Source organism: Rhizobium sp. SRDI943 (genome assembly GCF_057653695.1).
In genome coordinates this window covers 2,096,663-2,113,194 of sequence record NZ_CM172787.1, presented here as the reverse complement: position 1 = coordinate 2,113,194, position 16,532 = coordinate 2,096,663, and the positions used below count along the sequence as shown (strand labels likewise).

General features: G+C 61.4%; 19 protein-coding genes, 1 tRNA gene and 1 riboswitch. Of the genes, 11 read left to right on the top strand and 9 right to left on the bottom strand.

Going from position 1 to position 16,532, the window contains the following annotated elements; translation table 11 throughout:
* Positions 1-12: 12 nt before the first annotated feature.
* The gene (gene gcvT, locus AC245Y_RS11040; RefSeq protein ID WP_017994171.1) at positions 13-1,149 is read right to left on the bottom strand and encodes a glycine cleavage system aminomethyltransferase GcvT; all 1,137 of its coding nucleotides are present in this window, start codon (positions 1,147-1,149) and stop codon (positions 13-15) included.
* A 157-nt stretch (positions 1,150-1,306) separates the two neighbouring features.
* A riboswitch (glycine riboswitch) is annotated at positions 1,307-1,399 on the bottom strand.
* A 157-nt stretch (positions 1,400-1,556) separates the two neighbouring features.
* Between gcvT and AC245Y_RS11035 the strand changes: the two genes are divergently transcribed.
* Together AC245Y_RS11035 and AC245Y_RS11030 are read left to right on the top strand one after the other, a co-directional pair.
* Positions 1,557-1,937: a hypothetical protein gene (locus tag AC245Y_RS11035; protein WP_017994169.1), complete on the top strand. Its 381-nt coding sequence runs from the start codon at positions 1,557-1,559 to the stop codon at positions 1,935-1,937.
* Between the two features lie 73 nt (positions 1,938-2,010).
* Complete coding sequence (locus AC245Y_RS11030; RefSeq protein WP_017994168.1) at positions 2,011-3,009, top strand: DUF1775 domain-containing protein; 999 nt, start codon at positions 2,011-2,013, stop codon at positions 3,007-3,009.
* Between the two features lie 73 nt (positions 3,010-3,082).
* On the opposite strand, the gene AC245Y_RS11025 is transcribed toward AC245Y_RS11030, so the two are convergent.
* Positions 3,083-3,349, bottom strand: coding sequence for a hypothetical protein (locus AC245Y_RS11025; protein ID WP_017994167.1), 267 nt, complete (start codon positions 3,347-3,349; stop codon positions 3,083-3,085).
* 121 nt (positions 3,350-3,470) lie between these two features.
* Between AC245Y_RS11025 and crcB the strand changes: the two genes are divergently transcribed.
* From crcB to AC245Y_RS10990, 7 genes are all read left to right on the top strand, one after another.
* On the top strand, positions 3,471-3,848 hold the full coding sequence (crcB, locus tag AC245Y_RS11020; protein WP_003539962.1) for a fluoride efflux transporter CrcB: 378 nt from the start codon (positions 3,471-3,473) through the stop codon (positions 3,846-3,848).
* A gap of 94 nt (positions 3,849-3,942) precedes the next feature.
* Positions 3,943-4,935 carry an RluA family pseudouridine synthase gene (locus AC245Y_RS11015; protein WP_017994166.1) on the top strand — a complete coding sequence of 331 codons (993 nt, stop codon included), beginning with the start codon at positions 3,943-3,945 and terminating at the stop codon, positions 4,933-4,935.
* Entirely contained in the window at positions 4,932-5,585 is a 654-nt protein-coding gene (locus tag AC245Y_RS11010; protein ID WP_017994165.1) for an HAD-IA family hydrolase, read from the top strand. The genes AC245Y_RS11015 and AC245Y_RS11010 overlap by 4 nt, the downstream gene beginning before the upstream one ends.
* A gap of 9 nt (positions 5,586-5,594) precedes the next feature.
* Positions 5,595-6,380: an ATP12 family chaperone protein gene (locus tag AC245Y_RS11005; RefSeq protein WP_017994164.1), complete on the top strand. Its 786-nt coding sequence runs from the start codon at positions 5,595-5,597 to the stop codon at positions 6,378-6,380.
* Positions 6,381-6,448: 68 nt separating this feature from the next.
* Positions 6,449-6,907, top strand: coding sequence for a calponin homology domain-containing protein (locus tag AC245Y_RS11000; protein ID WP_012757579.1), 459 nt, complete (start codon positions 6,449-6,451; stop codon positions 6,905-6,907).
* Between the two features lie 50 nt (positions 6,908-6,957).
* Entirely contained in the window at positions 6,958-8,490 is a 1,533-nt protein-coding gene (locus tag AC245Y_RS10995; RefSeq protein WP_017994163.1) for an acyl-CoA carboxylase subunit beta, read from the top strand.
* A gap of 139 nt (positions 8,491-8,629) precedes the next feature.
* Complete coding sequence (locus tag AC245Y_RS10990) at positions 8,630-9,022, top strand: DoxX family protein (RefSeq protein WP_017994162.1); 393 nt, start codon at positions 8,630-8,632, stop codon at positions 9,020-9,022.
* A gap of 42 nt (positions 9,023-9,064) precedes the next feature.
* Here AC245Y_RS10990 and sugE read toward each other — a convergent pair whose 3' ends face one another.
* The 7 genes from sugE to AC245Y_RS10955 all read right to left on the bottom strand — a co-directional run bounded on the left by sugE (position 9,065) and on the right by AC245Y_RS10955 (position 14,794).
* Positions 9,065-9,379: a quaternary ammonium compound efflux SMR transporter SugE gene (gene sugE / locus AC245Y_RS10985; RefSeq protein ID WP_003559670.1), complete on the bottom strand. Its 315-nt coding sequence runs from the start codon at positions 9,377-9,379 to the stop codon at positions 9,065-9,067.
* Positions 9,380-9,593: 214 nt separating this feature from the next.
* Positions 9,594-10,061 (bottom strand): YaiI/YqxD family protein, encoded by a 468-nt coding sequence (locus AC245Y_RS10980; RefSeq protein WP_017994160.1) that lies wholly within the window; start codon positions 10,059-10,061, stop codon positions 9,594-9,596.
* A gap of 10 nt (positions 10,062-10,071) precedes the next feature.
* The gene (locus AC245Y_RS10975) at positions 10,072-10,656 is read right to left on the bottom strand and encodes a GNAT family N-acetyltransferase (RefSeq protein WP_017994159.1); all 585 of its coding nucleotides are present in this window, start codon (positions 10,654-10,656) and stop codon (positions 10,072-10,074) included.
* Positions 10,657-10,762: 106 nt separating this feature from the next.
* Positions 10,763-12,784, bottom strand: a complete 2,022-nt coding sequence (locus tag AC245Y_RS10970; RefSeq protein WP_017994158.1) for an acetyl-CoA carboxylase biotin carboxylase subunit — start codon at positions 12,782-12,784, stop codon at positions 10,763-10,765.
* Positions 12,785-12,859: 75 nt separating this feature from the next.
* Positions 12,860-13,564 (bottom strand): hypothetical protein, encoded by a 705-nt coding sequence (locus AC245Y_RS10965; protein ID WP_017994157.1) that lies wholly within the window; start codon positions 13,562-13,564, stop codon positions 12,860-12,862.
* Between the two features lie 97 nt (positions 13,565-13,661).
* On the bottom strand, positions 13,662-14,612 hold the full coding sequence (locus tag AC245Y_RS10960; RefSeq protein ID WP_017994156.1) for a DMT family transporter: 951 nt from the start codon (positions 14,610-14,612) through the stop codon (positions 13,662-13,664).
* 97 nt (positions 14,613-14,709) lie between these two features.
* Positions 14,710-14,794: transfer RNA gene (locus AC245Y_RS10955), tRNA-Leu, on the bottom strand.
* Positions 14,795-14,976: 182 nt separating this feature from the next.
* On the opposite strand from AC245Y_RS10955, the gene lipB reads away from it, so the two are divergent.
* Together lipB and AC245Y_RS10945 are read left to right on the top strand one after the other, a co-directional pair.
* A complete protein-coding gene (gene lipB / locus AC245Y_RS10950; protein WP_017994155.1) occupies positions 14,977-15,696 on the top strand; it encodes a lipoyl(octanoyl) transferase LipB in 720 nt (239 codons plus the stop codon).
* A 163-nt stretch (positions 15,697-15,859) separates the two neighbouring features.
* Complete coding sequence (locus AC245Y_RS10945) at positions 15,860-16,504, top strand: methyltransferase family protein (RefSeq protein ID WP_017994154.1); 645 nt, start codon at positions 15,860-15,862, stop codon at positions 16,502-16,504.
* Positions 16,505-16,532 lie beyond the last annotated feature (28 nt).

Genomic DNA, 16,532 nt, shown 5'->3' with positions numbered 1-16,532 from the left:
TCTGGAAAAGGTTTAGCGTTTGTAGGTCGGTGTGACGAAGGGCAGGGCGCTGACGGTGGTCGGCAGATATTTGCCGCGCACCTCGGCGTAGACGAGCGTGCCTGCCGCAGCATGGGAGAGCTGCACGTAGCCCATGGCGACGGGGCCTTCGACGCTGGGGCCAAAGCCGCCCGAGGTGACCTCGCCGATTTCGATCTTGCCCTCGGCATCGGCATAGAGCTTGGCATGGCCGCGCACTGGCGCCTTGCCTTCTGGCTTCAGGCCGACGCGGCGGCGTGCGGCGCCGTTTTCGAGTTCGGAGAGGATGCGGCCAGAGCCCGGGAAGCCGCCGGCGCGCGCACCGCTGCCGCGCCTTGCTTTCTGCATAGCCCATTCGAGTGCGGCCTCGACCGGCGAGGTGGTCGTGTCGATATCGTTGCCGTAGAGGCAGAGGCCGGCTTCGAGGCGCAGCGAATCGCGAGCGCCAAGGCCGATCGCCTGGACGTCCGGATGTTCGAGCAGCCGCTTGGTGACATCCACGGCCTTGTCTGATGGAATCGAGATCTCGAAGCCGTCCTCGCCGCTATAGCCGGAGCGCGAGACCAGACAGGAAACGTCGTGCAGACGGCAGTGGCGCACGTCCATGAATTTCATCGCTGCGACATCGGCCCAGAGTTCGGCAAGAACCGCAACGGCGCGCGGTCCCTGCAGCGCGATCAAGGCGCGATCGAGGACGGTGATGTCGCATTGGTCGCTAATGTGTGCCTGCAAATGGGCGACGTCGGCCTCCTTGCAGGCGGCGTTGACGACGACGAAGAGGTGGTCGTCGACATGGGCGATCATCAGGTCGTCGAGAATGCAGCCGGTATCGTCGGTGAAGAAGCCATAGCGCTGGCGGCCTTCGCCAAGGCCCAATATGTCGACGGGGACCAGGCTTTCGAGCGCGAGAGCCGCATCCTCATAGCTGCCCGACTTCGCCTTCACGATGACCTGGCCCATGTGGGAGACATCGAAGAGGCCGGCTTCGGCGCGGGTATGAAGATGCTCCTTCATCACGCCGGCCGGATATTGCACCGGCATGTCGTAACCGGCGAACGGCACCATGCGGGCGCCGAGCTGGAGATGCAGGGCATGCAACGGGGTTCTTTTCAGGGCAGCAGTATCGTCCAAAAGACGCCTCCGGGGTTTGCGCCTTCTTCACGAAGGCGCGGGCTCAAATCTGAAGGCGCGGCTGCGCACTTCTCTCCTGAGCCCCCTCTGTCCCTTTGCCTGAGATTGTTATCCCTTCGGCGAGCGTTTCGAGAACGCTTCTCTCCAGAGTTCCGTCTGCCCCGTGCTGGTCCTTTTGCCTGAGAGTTTCCGGGGCGGTTGCTCCTTCGGCACCGGTGGCGAAAGCACCGGCTTCTCCCAACAAGGTTGGCGCAATTATCCGGCGGGTGCAGCACTTGGCAAGACCAAATGTCGTGACCGGGCAAATTTTTGTCGTCTTATTCCCAGCAAGCGTTGATCTCAGGCAAATCTGCTTTTGCATTCCGTGCTAAAACCGGCTATCGCGGCCTTCTGTTGAAGGGGATCTCATGCGGCAGACCGGACTGAAAGCGACGCTCTTCCTGCGCATGCTTTGCGCATTGAGCCTGCTTTTGCTCGGCCTCGCCCATCAGGTGCCACAGGCTGTCGCCGCCGAAGGCTATGATGCCGCGGCCTATGTGCTGCCCGACGGCACCTTCGCCTCGCTCTGCGTCACCGTGAAGGATGCCGACGGCAAGACCGTCGCCTTCAAGCCGAATTGCGAAGCCTGCCGGCTGTCGGCCTCCACCATCCTGCCGACGCCGGATGCGGGCTCGTGGCTCGAGCGCAAACTCGCTTCGCTGATGAATTCGCCGATCGAAACATCAGCCGTTTCAGGCGCAAGCGCTGTCAGCCGGCCGAATTCCCGCGCGCCTCCCATCCTCGCCTGATCTGCCTTCGCAATCCATGATGCAGCATGCCGGTCCGCCCGAGAGAGGTCCGTGGCCGGCGAGGAGACATCCGATGAAAACTATCAAGACATTTGGCAAGACATTCGGGCTTGCCGCCGTTCTTTCCGCGACCGCCTTTGCCAGCGCCGAGGCGCATGTGACCTTCCTCGACAGAGAGGCGACGCAGGACAGCACCATTCTCGCCACGCTGCAGGTGCCGCATGGCTGCGACGGCAAGGCGACCACGGAAGTGCGGGTCAAGCTGCCTGAGGGATTCGTCTTCGCCAAGCCGCAGCCGAAGGCAGGCTGGGAGCTCGAGGTGATCAAGGGTGACTACCAGAAGACCTACGACAATCACGGTGACAAGGTGAAAACCGGCGCGATCGAAGTACGCTGGAAGAACGGCAATCTCTCCGACGATTTCTACGATACCTTCGTCATCCAGGGTAAAGTATCAGGCGTTGAGGCCGGCACCTCGCTCGCCTTTCCGGTGACGCAGATGTGCGGCGAGACGGTCACGGCCTGGGATCAGGTGGCGGCGGGAGGCGGCGACGCGCACGGACTGAAAAGCCCGGCGCCGCTGTTGAAGGTCGTCGCCGGCGAAGGTGGCCATGACCATGACGACATGGCCGGCATGGATATGTCCGGTATGGCAGGCATGGGCGCTGCGGCGCCGGCCGGCGAAACGGTCAAGGCCGGCGATCTCGAAGTCTCCGGCGGCTTCGCCAAGGCGATGCTGCCCGGCCAGCCGGTCGGCGGCGGCTTCTTCACGGTGAAGAATAACGGCCAGACGGACGATCGCCTGGTGTCCGTTAGCTCGCCTGTATCAGGCGAGGTTCAGATTCACGAGATGGTGACGAAGGACAATGTCATGCGGATGCGCCAGCTGAAGGACGGCATCGCCATCGGCGCCGGCGAGACGGTCAAGCTCGAGCCCGGCAACCTGCACCTGATGTTCCAGAAGGTGAAGACGCCGTTCAAGCAGGGCGATACGGTGCCGGTGACGCTGACCTTCGAAAAGGCCGGCAAGGTCGATCTGGTGCTGCAGGTGCTGTCGGCACAGGGCAAGTGAGAGCAGACTCATTAAACAGAAAAGCCCGCGACTGTAACGGCAGTCGCGGGCTGTCGTTTGGAAGGCGATCGCCTCAGAAGTCTTCGTAGGATCGCAGTGCCTGTTTCAGGCCGGCCTGCGGCTGGCGGTTGCCCTTTGCCATCAGGTCGAGTGCCACTTCGGTCGACTGGATGATGCTGGAGGGCTCGTCTATTTCTTCAGCTCCTTCAGCCTTCAACTGCCGGTCGGCAACGCGGCGGGCATCGCGCGCCGCAGTGCTCGTCGCGACACGCTGCGGGATTCGGAGCGATTCGAAGGCAATGGCGGCGGTGTTGGCCGATATCGACAGGAGCTGGGTCATGCCATCACGGTATCGGCACGATCTTGGCGCCATCATAAAAAAATCATCGGCATTTTACCGGATGGTAAGAATTCATTCCTTCTCGATTGGAATCGCTGCGGAGTTGCGATAAATCCGGCTGATGATCCAGGCTCTTCTCGTCGCCGTTGGCGGCGCCATCGGTTCTCTTCTCAGATATTATGTCGGCCAGTGGGCGCTGAGACTCATGGGTCCGGCATTTCCGTGGGGCACGCTCGCCGTCAATGTTGTCGGCTGCTTCGTCATCGGCGTCTTCGCCGAGCTAATCGCGCGGAAGTTCAACGCCTCGGTGGAGCTGCGCCTGCTGCTGATCACCGGCTTCCTCGGCGGCTTCACAACCTTCTCGGCCTTCTCGCTGGATGCGATCTCGCTGTTCGAGCGCGGCGAGGCCGTCGCCGGCGGTATCTACATCGCTGCGAGCGTCGGACTTTCGATGGCGGCCGTCATCGCCGGGCTCGCCGTCATGCGCGCTTTGGCCTGATTTCTTTTCCGGTTTCCGTTTTGCTTGAAAATGCTCTAAAGGCTGCGGCAAGAACGCCGGCTCGGCCTGCGCTGCAATTTCCGAAAGATCGTTTATGGCTGGCATAGAACATATCAAGGTTGAACCCGACGAAGCCGGCATGCGGCTCGATCGCTGGTTCAAGGTGCACTTTCCGGGGCTCGGCTTCGGTCCGCTGCAAAAGCTCTTGCGCTCCGGCCAGGTGCGCGTCGACGGTGGGCGTGTCAAATCGGATGCGCGCGTGCAGCCCGGCCAGACGGTGCGCGTGCCGCCGATGGATGTCGATGCGAAGCTGAAATCCGGACCGATCGCCGGCAAGGATCTCAAACATTCGACGGATTTCCAACTCTTGTCGCGCATGGTGCTGCACGAGGACGAAAAGGTGATCGTGCTCAACAAGCCACCCGGTCTTGCGGTGCAGGGCGGCTCGGGTGTGGCCCGGCATATCGACCAGATGCTCGAAGCCTGGACCAGCCCGAAGGGTGAGAAGCCGCGGCTCGTCCACCGCCTCGACCGCGACACATCGGGTGTTCTCGTCATCGCCCGCACCCGCGGCGCGGCGCAGAAGCTGACGGCTGCCTTCCGCGAGCGCGACACCAAGAAGACCTACTGGGCGCTGGTCAAGGGCGTGCCGCGCAAGCACGAGGACAAGATCTCGACCTGGCTGGTGAAGGAGCCGACCGCCGACGGCGACCGCATGCGCATCGCCAAGCACGGCGAGGACGGCGCCGATCATGCGATTTCCTTCTACCGCGTGCTGGAGACGGCGGCACAGAACCTCGCCTGGCTGGAGATGGAGCCCTATACCGGCCGTACGCATCAGTTGCGCGTCCATGCCCTGCATATCGGCCATCCGATCATCGGCGATCCGAAATATTTCGACGACGATCCGAATTGGGATTTTCCAGGCGGCGTCCAGAAGAAGCTGCATCTGCACGCGCGTCACATCGACATCCCGCATCCCTCCGGCGGCCGCCTGCGCATCAGTGCGCCGCTGCCAGCGCATATGGTGCAGACCTGGAACCTTCTCGGTCTCGACCTTGCCGGTGCCGAAAGGGACGCCGAATGAAACTGGCGCTTTTCGATTGCGACGGCACGCTGGTCGACAGTGCCAGTCTGATCCACGAAACCATGCGCAGGACCTTCGAAAAGTTCGGCAAGCCGGAACCGCGATTTGAAGACACCAAGGCCATTATCGGCCTGTCCCTCGATATTGCGATTGCCCGCATGCAGGGCAGGCCGCATGTGGAGCAGGAAGACATAGACATGACGGCGCATTACAAATCGCTGTTCTCGATCGTGCGTCAGGATCTTGACTACAAGGAGCCGCTGTTTCCCGGCATTCGCGAGATGATCGACGCGATCAGCGGACGCGATGACCTGCTGATCGGCGCGGTGACGGGCAAATCCCGCCGCGGGCTCAAGGTGGTGATGGAGACGCATGGCTTCGACAAGCATTTCATTGTCGCACGCACCGCCGACGATTGCCCCTCCAAACCGCATCCGGCCATGGTGACGGAATGCTGCGATGAAACAGGAATGAATGCTGCCGACACCATTGTCATCGGCGATGCGGTTTACGATATGCAGATGGCAAAGGCTGCCGGCGCCAAGGCGATCGGCGTTGCCTGGGGCTATGCCAGCGTGGATGAGCTGATCGCCAACGGCGCTGATGCGATCGCCTACCATCCCAACGAGATATTGCGTCATTTTTCCTGAGGTGAGCCCATGCGCGATCTGCTGAACGACCTTTCCGAAGGCCTGAGCCATCCCGATCCCATCCGCCGCGCGCAGATTCAGATGAAGAAGCCGCTGCCGAAGCGCTTCTATACCGACGTCTCCGTTGCCGAGCACGAGGGTGGTTTTGCGATCACCCTCGACGGCAAGATGGTGCGTACGCCGGCGCGCCAAGTTCTCGCCGTGCCGACCGAGGCGCTCGCGCGGCTTGTCGCCGCCGAATGGCAGGCGCAGGGCGAAGAGATCAATCCCGTAAGCATGCCGGTGACCCGGCTCGTCAACACCGCACTCGACGGGGTTGCCGCCAACGCGCAGGCGATCTTCGAGGATATATTGCGCTTTTCCGCGAGCGACCTCATCTGCTATCGCGCCGAGGAGCCGGAATTGCTGGTCGAGCGCCAGGCCGAGCACTGGGATCCGGTGATCGACTGGGCAGCGAATGATCTCGGCGCCCGCTTCATCCTCGTCGAAGGGGTGATGCCGCAGGAGCAGCCGCGCGAGGCGACGGCCGCCTTCGCCGTCACGCTCGCAAGATATGATAGCCCGATGGCGCTGGCCGCCCTCCACACAGTCACCACGCTGACCGGCTCAGCGATCCTGGCGCTTGCCTTCGCCGAGGGCCGGGTGACGGTGGAGGAGGCTTGGTCGCTTGCCCATCTCGACGAAGATTGGACGATCGAGCATTGGGGCAGCGACGAGGAAGCCGAGCAGCGGCGGGCCAAGCGCTTTGCCGAGTTCAAGGCCGCAGCGGATGTTTTTTTTGCCCTAAGCGCCTGAAACATATTGCCTTCCAATGCATTATGACGAAGTCTGCGACTCCAACGGGGTGGTGCGGGATTTTTGCAATGAATTGGCTGAGGTCGTGTTTTTGCCGGGCGACACTCGTCTGTGTCGCGCTCACGGCCTGCGGCAGTCTCTCGGTCACCAAGCCGGCGGCGCCGGTCTATGATGTGCGCAGCGCCGTCGTTCTCTCCGGCCCGAACATGCCGGCCGAGCTGCTTTCCGGCATCAACGACCGTGTCAACGCAGCGATCAATGCCACCGTGCGCGACACCGTGCTGCCGCGGGTGGTGCTGACGATCCGCGTGGTTTCCATCCAGAAGGGCCTCGGCTTCCAGAAGGACCGCAACGTCGTCAAAATCAGCATCGACGCGGCCTCGGTGGAGGACGGCTCGGTCATCGCCGTCAGCGCCTTCGACGTCACCAGCATCGCTGCCGATCCCAAGCTTGCCGACGAGATCCTGGCTGAGGACGCCGCTGCTAGGATACGCTCGGTTTTCTCACTCAGCGGGCGCGCTCATTAGCGCGACGTTTTAACCGCCGGATTGCCGCCCGCAGCGGCGAGGGAGATCGCATGAAGGAAATTCTCGAAGAACTGGAACGGCGCCGCGACATTGCCCGCCTCGGCGGCGGCGAGGCGCGTATCGACGCCCAGCACAAGCGCGGCAAGCTGACGGCGCGCGAGCGCATCGACCTCTTCCTCGACGAAGGTTCCTTCGAGGAGTTCGACATGTTCGTCGAACACCGCTCCACCGATTTCGGCATGGACAAGAGCCGTATCGCCGGCGACGGCGTCGTCACCGGTTGGGGCACGGTCAATGGCCGCACCGTGTTCGTCTTCGCCAAGGACTTCACCGTCTTCGGCGGCTCGCTGTCTGAGGCGCATGCCGAGAAGATCATGAAAGTGCAGGACATGGCGCTGAAGAACCGCGCGCCGATCGTCGGTATCTACGATGCGGGCGGCGCCCGCATCCAGGAGGGCGTGGCGGCCCTCGGCGGATATGCCGAGGTGTTCCAGCGCAATGTGCTGGCCTCGGGCGTCATTCCGCAGATCTCGGTGATCATGGGTCCTTGCGCCGGCGGCGACGTCTATTCGCCTGCCATGACCGATTTCATCTTCATGGTGCGTGATACCTCCTACCTGTTCGTCACCGGTCCCGATGTGGTGAAAACCGTCACCAACGAGACAGTGACGGCAGAAGAACTCGGCGGCGCTATCGTGCATACGGTGCGCTCGTCGATTGCCGACGGCGCCTATGACAATGATGTCGAAACGCTGCTGCAGGTGCGACGGCTGATCGATTTCCTTCCGCTTTCGAACACCGCGCCATTGCCGGAGATCGAATGTTACCAGTCGGTGACAGAGGTCGACATGTCGCTCGATACACTGGTGCCGGCGAGCTCCAACAAGCCTTACGACATCAAGGAACTGATCCGAAAGGTGGCCGACGAGGGGGATTTCTTCGAGATCCAGACGAGCTTTGCCAAAAACATCGTCTGCGGCTTCGGCCGCGTCGAAGGCTCCACCGTCGGTTTCGTCGCCAACCAGCCGATGGTGCTGGCCGGTGTTCTCGACAGCGACGCCTCACGCAAGGCGGCCCGTTTCGTGCGCTTCTGCGACTGCTTCAATATTCCGATCGTCACCTTCGTCGACGTGCCGGGCTTCCTGCCGGGTACGGCGCAGGAATATGGCGGCCTCATCAAGCACGGCGCCAAACTGCTCTTTGCCTATGCCGAGGCGACGGTGCCGAAGCTCACCGTCATCACCCGCAAGGCCTTCGGCGGCGCCTATGATGTGATGGCGTCGAAGCATCTGCGCGGCGACCTCAACTATGCCTGGCCGACGGCACAGATCGCCGTGATGGGCGCCAGGGGCGCCGTCGAGATCATCTTCCGCAAGGATATTGCCGATCCGGAGAAGATCGCTGCGCACACGAAAATGTATGAGGACCGGTTTCTCTCGCCCTTCGTCGCCGCCGAGCGCGGTTATGTCGATGAGGTGATCATGCCGCACTCGACCCGCAGGCGGCTGGCGCGCGGTCTAAAGATGTTGCGCAACAAGGATCTCGCCAATCCCTGGAAGAAACACGACAACATTCCGCTTTGACGGCTGCCGGCGAATAAAACTGTCCGGTCAGGTGTTTAGCCGCTGTCGAAAAAGTGAACGGCCGTCAGCGATCCGTGTGTTCAATCCTTGCGGAGGACAGGCTAACGCTCGGCTCTTATTATTTTAAAGGAGAGGTTTAATGTCAACTTTCGAGCGTCTTTCTGCCTATCGCCCCTATGGGCTGGCCGCTCTCAGAATCATCACCGCGCTGCTGTTCATCGAACACGGCACGATGAAGCTTTTCGCTTTCCCGGTCGCGCAGATGGAGGGCTCGCTGCCGCCGCTGATGCTGTTCGCCGCCCTTCTTGAGCTTATCGGCGGCATCCTCATTCTCGTCGGCCTGCTGACGCGCCCGGTCGCCTTCCTGCTGGCCGGCGAGATGGCCGTCGCCTATTTCATGGCGCATGCCCCGAGCAGCTTCTTCCCGGCCGTCAACCAGGGCGACGCCGCGATCCTGTTCTGCTTCGTCTTCCTCTACCTGTTCTTCTCCGGTCCCGGCGCTTTTGCCGTCGATAACCGCAAAGCAGCCTGAACGATAGACTGAGGGGCGTCGCGACGCCCCTCAACCTTCACATCAGGCGGTAAGCTTCAGACCAGCGATGCCGGCGACGATCAGCGTGATGCAGGCAAGACGGGAGACACTTGCCTCATCGCCAAGCAGCCAGATGCCGAGAAATACGGTACCGACCGTGCCGATGCCGGTCCAGACCGCATAGGCGGTGCCGATCGGCAGGTGCTTCACCGCCAGGCCGAGCAGCACGATGCTTACCACCATGGATATGACGGTCAGCGCCGTCGGCAGCGGACGTGTGAAACCCTCGGTATATTTAAGGCCGATTGCCCAGCCACATTCGAAAAGACCGGCGAGAAAAAGCAGAAACCAGGCCATGCGACTCTCCTTGTTCAAGAGCGAGGCCGTCCCCGCGACAGTTGCATCCCAGAGGATGCCGCAGTCGTCTGCGATAGCGCTTATAATGCGTGAGGAAACGGCCGACTTCAAGATAGGAATCGGCATGGCTGCCATGCCACCCGTTTCTTGCTGTCTACAGCGCCGCGCGGCTTTCAGACGTGCAAAGGACGCTGTAGCAGCTTTAGTTGCTGCATCACGGCTGCCCGCCAGCCTCCGAGGCAAGGCTCTTGGCGCGGCGGCAGAGGCGATCAAAGGTTTCGAGGAAGCGTGAGCGGTCCTTCGGGCTGAAGGCGGCGTTGTAGCCCTTGCTCTCGCCGGTTTCGCGCAAGTGCGCGCCGAGATCGCGCATGGCGCTCGCCATGCCGATATTGGTCTCGTCGAAGACGCGCCCTGTGGGGCCGCTGACGAAGGCGCCGGTCGCGACACAGCGCACGGCAAGCGGCACATCGGCGGTGACGACGACATCGCCCGTGCCGGCACGTTCGGCGATCCAGTTGTCGGCGGCGTCGAAGGCGTTGGAGACGATGACGTTGCGGATCATCGGATCGCGCGAGGGACGCAGGCCGGAATTGGCAACGAAGGTGACTTCGAGGCTGTGGCGTTCGGCCACCTTCAGGATTTCCGGCTTCACCGGGCAGGCATCGGCGTCGACATAGATCATGGCAATATCCTTATGCCGGTTGCGTGGCCGGCGGGCGGACCATATCGATATGGGGAATGCCGTCTTCCAGATATTCCTGTGACACCGCGATGAAATCGAAAGATTCGTAGAACCGGCGCAAATGGGCCTGTGCCGACAAGGCAATGGGATTTTCCGGATAAAGCCGCTCGCAAGCGGCAATCGCCTCGCTCATCAGTACATCGCCCAGCCGCTTGCCGCGATGGTCAGGCGAGACGACAACGCGGCCGATCTTCGACGGATCCTGTGGCTCATACGGTTTCAGGATTCGCGCCGCGCCCAGGAGTTTGCCACCTTCCAGCAGCCGCAGATGCAAGGCATCGATATCCTTTCCGTCAAGCTCCGGGTAGGGGCAGTTCTGCTCGACGACGAAGACATCGACGCGCATTCTCAAGAGGTCGTAGAGTTCCCGCGTGGTAAGTTCATCAAGACTCCTGAGGTCTGCCCTATAGGTGGCCGCAGCCCCCGTCGCCTTGACCTCCACCGGCACTTCGCCGGCCCGCGGCCCCTCCAACTGCACGGCCTTCACTTCCAGCGGTTTTCCTGCCTGAAGGGCAACGGCGGCGCGAACGTCCATCTTGATATCTCCCTGCTGATTTTGTCGGTACCCAGCTGCTTGTCGGGCTGAGCTTGGCATGGTCGGCAAGCCGGGCCGATGTGAAGCCGGCCGCCTGGCTTGTCTCTCAGGCGAATTCCATGATGACGGCATCGACGGCCAGGCTTTCGCCGGCCGCGGCATTGATCTTCGAGACGACGAGATCGCGGTCGGCGCGCAGCACGTTTTCCATCTTCATCGCTTCAACGATCGCAAGCGTCTCACCGGCCTTGACCTCCTGGCCCTCGGCCACCGCGATGGCGACGACGAGGCCGGGCATCGGGCAGAGCAGGAGCTTGGAAGTATCGGGCGGCAGCTTCACCGGCATCAGCCTGTCGAGCTCGGCATGACGCGGCGAAAAGACCTTGGTCGTCACTGAAAGTCCCTGCCAGTCGATGCGCAAGCCGTTCAGAACGGGGCGGATCTGCGCGGTGATGTCGCGACCGCCGACCTTGCCCCTCCAGACAGGGTCGCCCGGTCTCCAATCGGTGACAACATTCTGGCTCCCGCCCTCTATCGCCCCATCGATCGCGATATCCATATCGAAGGGGATAGTGACGAGGCCATCGAGCAATCTTGCCGCGACGTGGTTGTCGCCGATCTTGATCACCCATTCCTCGCGCAGCGCGCCCGATGCGGCGCGCAGACGATCGGCGAAACGTTCACGGCGGTTCGTCTCGATCAGCGAGGCGGAGAGGGCGATCGCGGCAAGCACGGCTTCTTCCGCGGGGTCCGGTTTCATCGGCGCGAAGCCGTCAGGATATTCCTCGGCTATGAAGCCTGTGGAAAGCCGGCCTTCGCGCCAGCGCGGATGTTTCATCAGCGCCGACAGGAAAGGAACATTGTGCTCGATGCCATCGACGACGAAGCCGTCCAGCGCCCGGCCCATGGCCTCGATCGCCTCCAGCCGCGTCGGCGCCCAGGTGCAGAGCTTGGCGATCATCGGATCGTAATACATCGAGATCTCGGCGCCTTCGAAGACGCCGGTATCGTTGCGGACGACGACATTGCCGGTCCTGCCTTCCGCCGGCGGGCGGTAGCGCGTCAGGCGACCGATCGAGGGCAGGAAGTTGCGGTAGGGGTCTTCGGCATAGAGCCGACTCTCGATCGCCCAGCCGTCGAGCCTGATGTCCTGCTGAGCAAAGGGAAGGGGCTCTCCCGCTGCAACACGAATCATCTGCTCGACGAGATCGATGCCGGTAATGAGTTCGGTCACGGGATGCTCGACCTGCAGGCGGGTATTCATTTCGAGAAAATAGAAATTGCGGTCTCGGTCGACGATGAATTCGACGGTGCCGGCGCTCTGGTAATCGACGGCTTTCGCCAGAGCCACCGATTGTTCGCCCATCGCCTTGCGGGTCGCTTCGTCGAGGAAGGGCGAGGGCGCCTCTTCCGCCACCTTCTGGTTCCGCCGCTGGATCGAGCATTCGCGCTCGCCGAGATAGACGACGTTGCCATGCGCATCGGCCAGGACCTGGATCTCGATATGGCGCGGCTCGACGACGAACTTCTCGATGAAGACGCGGTCGTCGCCGAACGAGCTTTTCGCCTCCGAGCGGGCGCGCTCGAAGCCGTCGGGCACTTCCGCCTCGTTCCAGGCAATGCGCATGCCCTTGCCGCCGCCGCCGGCCGACGCCTTGATCATGACGGGATAACCGATCCCGCCTGATATCACTTCCGCATGGGCGGCATCCTCGATGATGCCGAGATGGCCGGGCACGGTGGAGACGCCGGCGGCATTGGCGAATTTCTTCGATTCAATCTTGTCGCCCATCGCCATGATGGCCTTCGGCTTCGGGCCGATGAAGACGATGCCCTGCTTTTCCAGTTCAGCGCAAAAGGAGGCGCGTTCGGAGAGGAAGCCGTAACCCGGATGCACCGCCTCCGCACCAGTTGCCTTGCAGGCGGCAATGATCTTTTCGGCAACCAGATAACTCTCGGACGCCGCGGCCGGGCCGATATGCACAGCCTCGTCAGCCATCTCGACATGCAGCGCGTCCCGATCCGCATCCGAATAGACCGCGACGGTCAAAATGCCCATACGGCGCGCAGTCTTGATCACGCGGCAGGCGATTTCGCCGCGATTCGCGATCAGGATTTTCTTGAACATCGAGACTCCACCCAGAAATGCATCCCGGAGTTTTACGCACAAAACACCGGAACGCACAATCAGGCTTGCGGAGGCTCAGGCGACGGCAGCTTCTGCGACGGGTTCCTCGTCGACGATGCGCAGCCAGCGGCTGCGCCGCGGCTCGGCATAATCGCGCAGCTCGACGGCAGCCATGATCCCCGTCCAGTGCGGATGATTGGCGCCCGACAGCGTTGCCCGCTCGATCTGCTGGAGAACGCCGTATTCAACCGACGAGACGGGGATGACACCGCCTTCGGCGACGCTTCTGAAGATGCGCATCGCGTAGTCGACGTCCTGGCGCGTGACGCCCCGGCGATCGACGGCACGCGACAGCTTGTAGCCACCGATATTGTCGGTAATCGCCAGGCGGAGCTGATCGAGGGCGAGCGCTCTCAACTCACCGGGAACATCGGCCGAAATCTCCATGACGTGGAGAATGAGCTCGAGCTCCAGCGCCGAGTTGACGACACCATCGGTCGTGAACATGCGCATGATCCAGGCGACGTTGATTTCATCCAGCGAGCCTTGCGGATAGGTGTAATGGACGATGAAGCCGGCGAGCTGCTCGACGAAGAAAGCGTTCCACGCGGCACATTTTTCAGGGCAGGAATTATTGAGCGCCAACATCGCCACGACATCGTCGGATGTCCGGATGCCCTCCGGGAAAGCATGTTTGCGCAACAGCACTATATCTTCGGCCGTCAACCGATGCTTGCCGGCCACGACACAGGCCGGAAAAGCGAGACGAAATTCGCTCATGTTTTAACTCCAGGCTTCATCATGAAACCGGAGACAGTTTTACCGTCTGCGAATTGACGATCCCTCAAGAAGCGGAGTTAACCCGATATTCCCGAGGTCAGGAAGATTTTAATGATCGCGCCTGCAGCCGCTCTCGCCAGATGATGAAGAGGCCCGAAGCAACGATGATGAAGATGCCGATCCATTTGGAAAAGCTCGGGAAATCGTTGAACAGCGCATAGCCGAGAACGGTGGCCGAGATGATCTCGAAGTACTGGAACGGCGCAAGCAGCGACAGCGGCGCGAGCCGGAAAGCCCGGACGATGAGCATATGCGCATATCCCGAGATCGAGCCGAGGGCGAGAAGCAGGACAAGGCCAAGGACGGAAGAGGGCAGGGAGACGGCAAAATCGGCATTGCCGGAACTGTTGCCGAGGAAAAGGGCGGCCACCATGAAGACCGTTCCGCCGATGCCGGCCATCGTCTGCATGGTCAGCGGAGAATCGGCCTCGCCGATGGCGCGGTTGAGGAAGAGATAGAGCGAGAACAGAAAGGCGCAGGCGACCGGCAGCAGCGCCTTCAAGCCGAAAATCTCGTAGCTCGGCTGAATGACGATCATCGCGCCGCCGAAACCGACGACAATCGCCGTCCAGCGCCGCCAGCCGACCTTCTCTCCGAGAAACAGCGCCGACAGGGCGGTCAGCATGAAGGGCTCGACGAAATAGATGGCGAAGACATCGGCAAGCGGCATGTATTTGACGGCGACGAAGAAAAGCAGGCTCGCACCACCATGCAGCGCACCGCGCAACAGGTTCATCCACGGCCGTTGCGCCGAAAGCGCCTTCAGGCCGAAAAGGGCGAAAAGAATCGGCAGGGTGCAGGCGATCTGGAAAAAGAATCGGTAGAAGGTCACCTGACCCGGCGACATCGCTTCGAAGGTCGCCATGTATTTGGCGATCGCATCCATGATCGGCAGGATGAGCATGGCGCCGGACATGATGGCCATGCCCTGCAGGGAATTTTGATGGGGCTCTGACATGGCTGCTGATTCTTGCGAGGATGATGCCATCAACCATGAGAAGGTTGGGCAATCAAGCCGAGCAACCGCAAATAGCTTCGAGGTGAAATCGAAATCGTCGCTTAGAAAGCGTTTCCCTGAAGGGGAATGGTGCGGTCGAGAAGACTCGAACTTCCACGGGTTGCCCCACAGCGACCTCAACGCTGCGCGTCTACCAATTCCGCCACGACCGCATCGTGGTAGGTGCCGATTTGCGTCGGCGGGGCAGCATGTAGCAAAAGCATCTGGGGTGCACAAGGGCGATATGACAGTTTTTTTGAAAACCGCTCACAGCATTTGAATTGGCCCCGAAACGGGTCCATATAGCTGTCCTGCCGCCCCTTTTTCGCAGGCGTTTCGGGGAGAGCGGCAAGGAATGGCTATGCTTCGCACCGATCTCGAATTTTCCATGCTTCCCCAACTCGGCACCCGGCCGGTCCGCTGGCGCATTGCCGACGGCCTCGTCCCCTATGAGGAGGCGGTGGAAACGATGGAGCGCGAGGTGGCTGTGATCGCTGATGGCGGTGATGAGCTCGTCTGGCTCGTCGAACATCCGCCGCTCTATACTGCCGGCACCAGCGCCAATGCGAGGGACCTTGTCCAGCCGAACCGGTTTCCGGTCTTTGCGACAGGGCGCGGCGGTGAATACACCTATCACGGACCCGGCCAGCGCGTCGCCTATGTCATGCTCGACCTGAAAAGGCGGCGCCAGGACGTGCGGGCCTTCGTCGCTGCCCTTGAAGATGTCGTCATCCGCACGCTCGACATGATGAATGTGCGCGGCGAGCGACGTGAAGATCGCGTCGGCGTGTGGGTGCGCCGGCCGGAAAAGCCACTGCTGACCGATGGGGCGATGGCCGAGGATAAGATCGCCGCCCTCGGCATAAGGCTGCGGAAATGGGTGACCTTCCACGGTTTGTCGCTCAACGTCGATCCCGATCTCGATCATTTCGGCGGCATCGTGCCCTGCGGGATATCGGCCTACGGCGTGACCAGCCTCGTCGATCTTGGCTTGCCGGTGATGATGGCTGATGTCGATATCCGGCTGCGCACCGCCTTCGAAGCGGTTTTCGGCGAAACGACCGGCGAAATCTGACTGATCACGGCGGCGACCGGGGCAATTTGCATTGCCTGGCGCATCCCGCAGTCAGGCTCGGCAATCGCTTCACTGTCAGATGCGAGCCAACATTTTAACCTATAATTAGCAATGGCAAATATATACGACACTACAGCTCTGTGAATATGGAAGTCTGAGGACAATGAAAAAAAATGCAGCGGCAAGCTGGTCATTCCTCGATGTGTATTTCGTTCTCGATCTTATCGAGAAAGTCCTCATCGGCTATTTTTTCGTCGGGATCGTCATGCGTGTCCTGCCGCAGATGCAGGATAATCGGGCGATCATCGATTGCCTGCTGATCGTTTCGGAGGGAGCCGCCGCCTTCCTCATCCTGACGCGCCGGCCGACGAAAAACGCGTCTTTACGCCTCTTCGACTGGACGGTCACCGCCATCGGCACGATCTTCCCGCTGCTCGCCGCGCCCTCCGCGACACAGCCGCTAGCGCCGCTCGCATTCTGCGGGACGGTGATGGCACTTGGTTTCGTCCTGCAGATATCGGCAAAGCTGACATTGCGGCGAAGCTTCGGCCTGGTGCCGGCCAATCGCGGCGTCAAGATCGGCGGACCCTACAAGTTTATACGCCATCCGATGTATGCGGGTTATCTAATGACGCATATCGGCTTCTTCCTGACCCATCCGAGCCTTTGGAATTTTGCCATCTATGCGACGGCCCTTTCCGCACAGTGTTTCCGTCTGTTGGCGGAGGAGCGCCTGTTGAAGCAGGATCCTGCTTACGAGGCCTTCATGACCACGACCCGTTACCGGCTCGTTCCGTTCGTGTTCTGAGACGACAAGCACGTCGATTGAAAAAGAG

What these genes read in the sequence shown, in the direction of transcription:
- AC245Y_RS11035 (WP_017994169.1), top strand. Translation starts at nt 1,557, where the DNA reads ATGCGGCAGACCGGACTGAAAGCGACGCTCTTCCTGCGCATGCTTTGC.
- AC245Y_RS11030 (WP_017994168.1), top strand. Translation starts at nt 2,011, where the DNA reads ATGAAAACTATCAAGACATTTGGCAAGACATTCGGGCTTGCCGCCGTT.
- AC245Y_RS11025 (WP_017994167.1), bottom strand. Translation starts at nt 3,349, where the DNA reads ATGACCCAGCTCCTGTCGATATCGGCCAACACCGCCGCCATTGCCTTC.
- crcB (WP_003539962.1), top strand. Translation starts at nt 3,471, where the DNA reads ATGATCCAGGCTCTTCTCGTCGCCGTTGGCGGCGCCATCGGTTCTCTT.
- AC245Y_RS11015 (WP_017994166.1), top strand. Translation starts at nt 3,943, where the DNA reads ATGGCTGGCATAGAACATATCAAGGTTGAACCCGACGAAGCCGGCATG.
- AC245Y_RS11010 (WP_017994165.1), top strand. Translation starts at nt 4,932, where the DNA reads ATGAAACTGGCGCTTTTCGATTGCGACGGCACGCTGGTCGACAGTGCC.
- AC245Y_RS11005 (WP_017994164.1), top strand. Translation starts at nt 5,595, where the DNA reads ATGCGCGATCTGCTGAACGACCTTTCCGAAGGCCTGAGCCATCCCGAT.
- AC245Y_RS11000 (WP_012757579.1), top strand. Translation starts at nt 6,449, where the DNA reads ATGAATTGGCTGAGGTCGTGTTTTTGCCGGGCGACACTCGTCTGTGTC.
- AC245Y_RS10995 (WP_017994163.1), top strand. Translation starts at nt 6,958, where the DNA reads ATGAAGGAAATTCTCGAAGAACTGGAACGGCGCCGCGACATTGCCCGC.
- AC245Y_RS10990 (WP_017994162.1), top strand. Translation starts at nt 8,630, where the DNA reads ATGTCAACTTTCGAGCGTCTTTCTGCCTATCGCCCCTATGGGCTGGCC.
- sugE (WP_003559670.1), bottom strand. Translation starts at nt 9,379, where the DNA reads ATGGCCTGGTTTCTGCTTTTTCTCGCCGGTCTTTTCGAATGTGGCTGG.
- AC245Y_RS10980 (WP_017994160.1), bottom strand. Translation starts at nt 10,061, where the DNA reads ATGATCTATGTCGACGCCGATGCCTGCCCGGTGAAGCCGGAAATCCTG.
- AC245Y_RS10975 (WP_017994159.1), bottom strand. Translation starts at nt 10,656, where the DNA reads ATGGACGTTCGCGCCGCCGTTGCCCTTCAGGCAGGAAAACCGCTGGAA.
- AC245Y_RS10970 (WP_017994158.1), bottom strand. Translation starts at nt 12,784, where the DNA reads ATGTTCAAGAAAATCCTGATCGCGAATCGCGGCGAAATCGCCTGCCGC.
- AC245Y_RS10965 (WP_017994157.1), bottom strand. Translation starts at nt 13,564, where the DNA reads ATGAGCGAATTTCGTCTCGCTTTTCCGGCCTGTGTCGTGGCCGGCAAG.
- AC245Y_RS10960 (WP_017994156.1), bottom strand. Translation starts at nt 14,612, where the DNA reads ATGGCATCATCCTCGCAAGAATCAGCAGCCATGTCAGAGCCCCATCAA.
- lipB (WP_017994155.1), top strand. Translation starts at nt 14,977, where the DNA reads ATGGCTATGCTTCGCACCGATCTCGAATTTTCCATGCTTCCCCAACTC.
- AC245Y_RS10945 (WP_017994154.1), top strand. Translation starts at nt 15,860, where the DNA reads ATGAAAAAAAATGCAGCGGCAAGCTGGTCATTCCTCGATGTGTATTTC.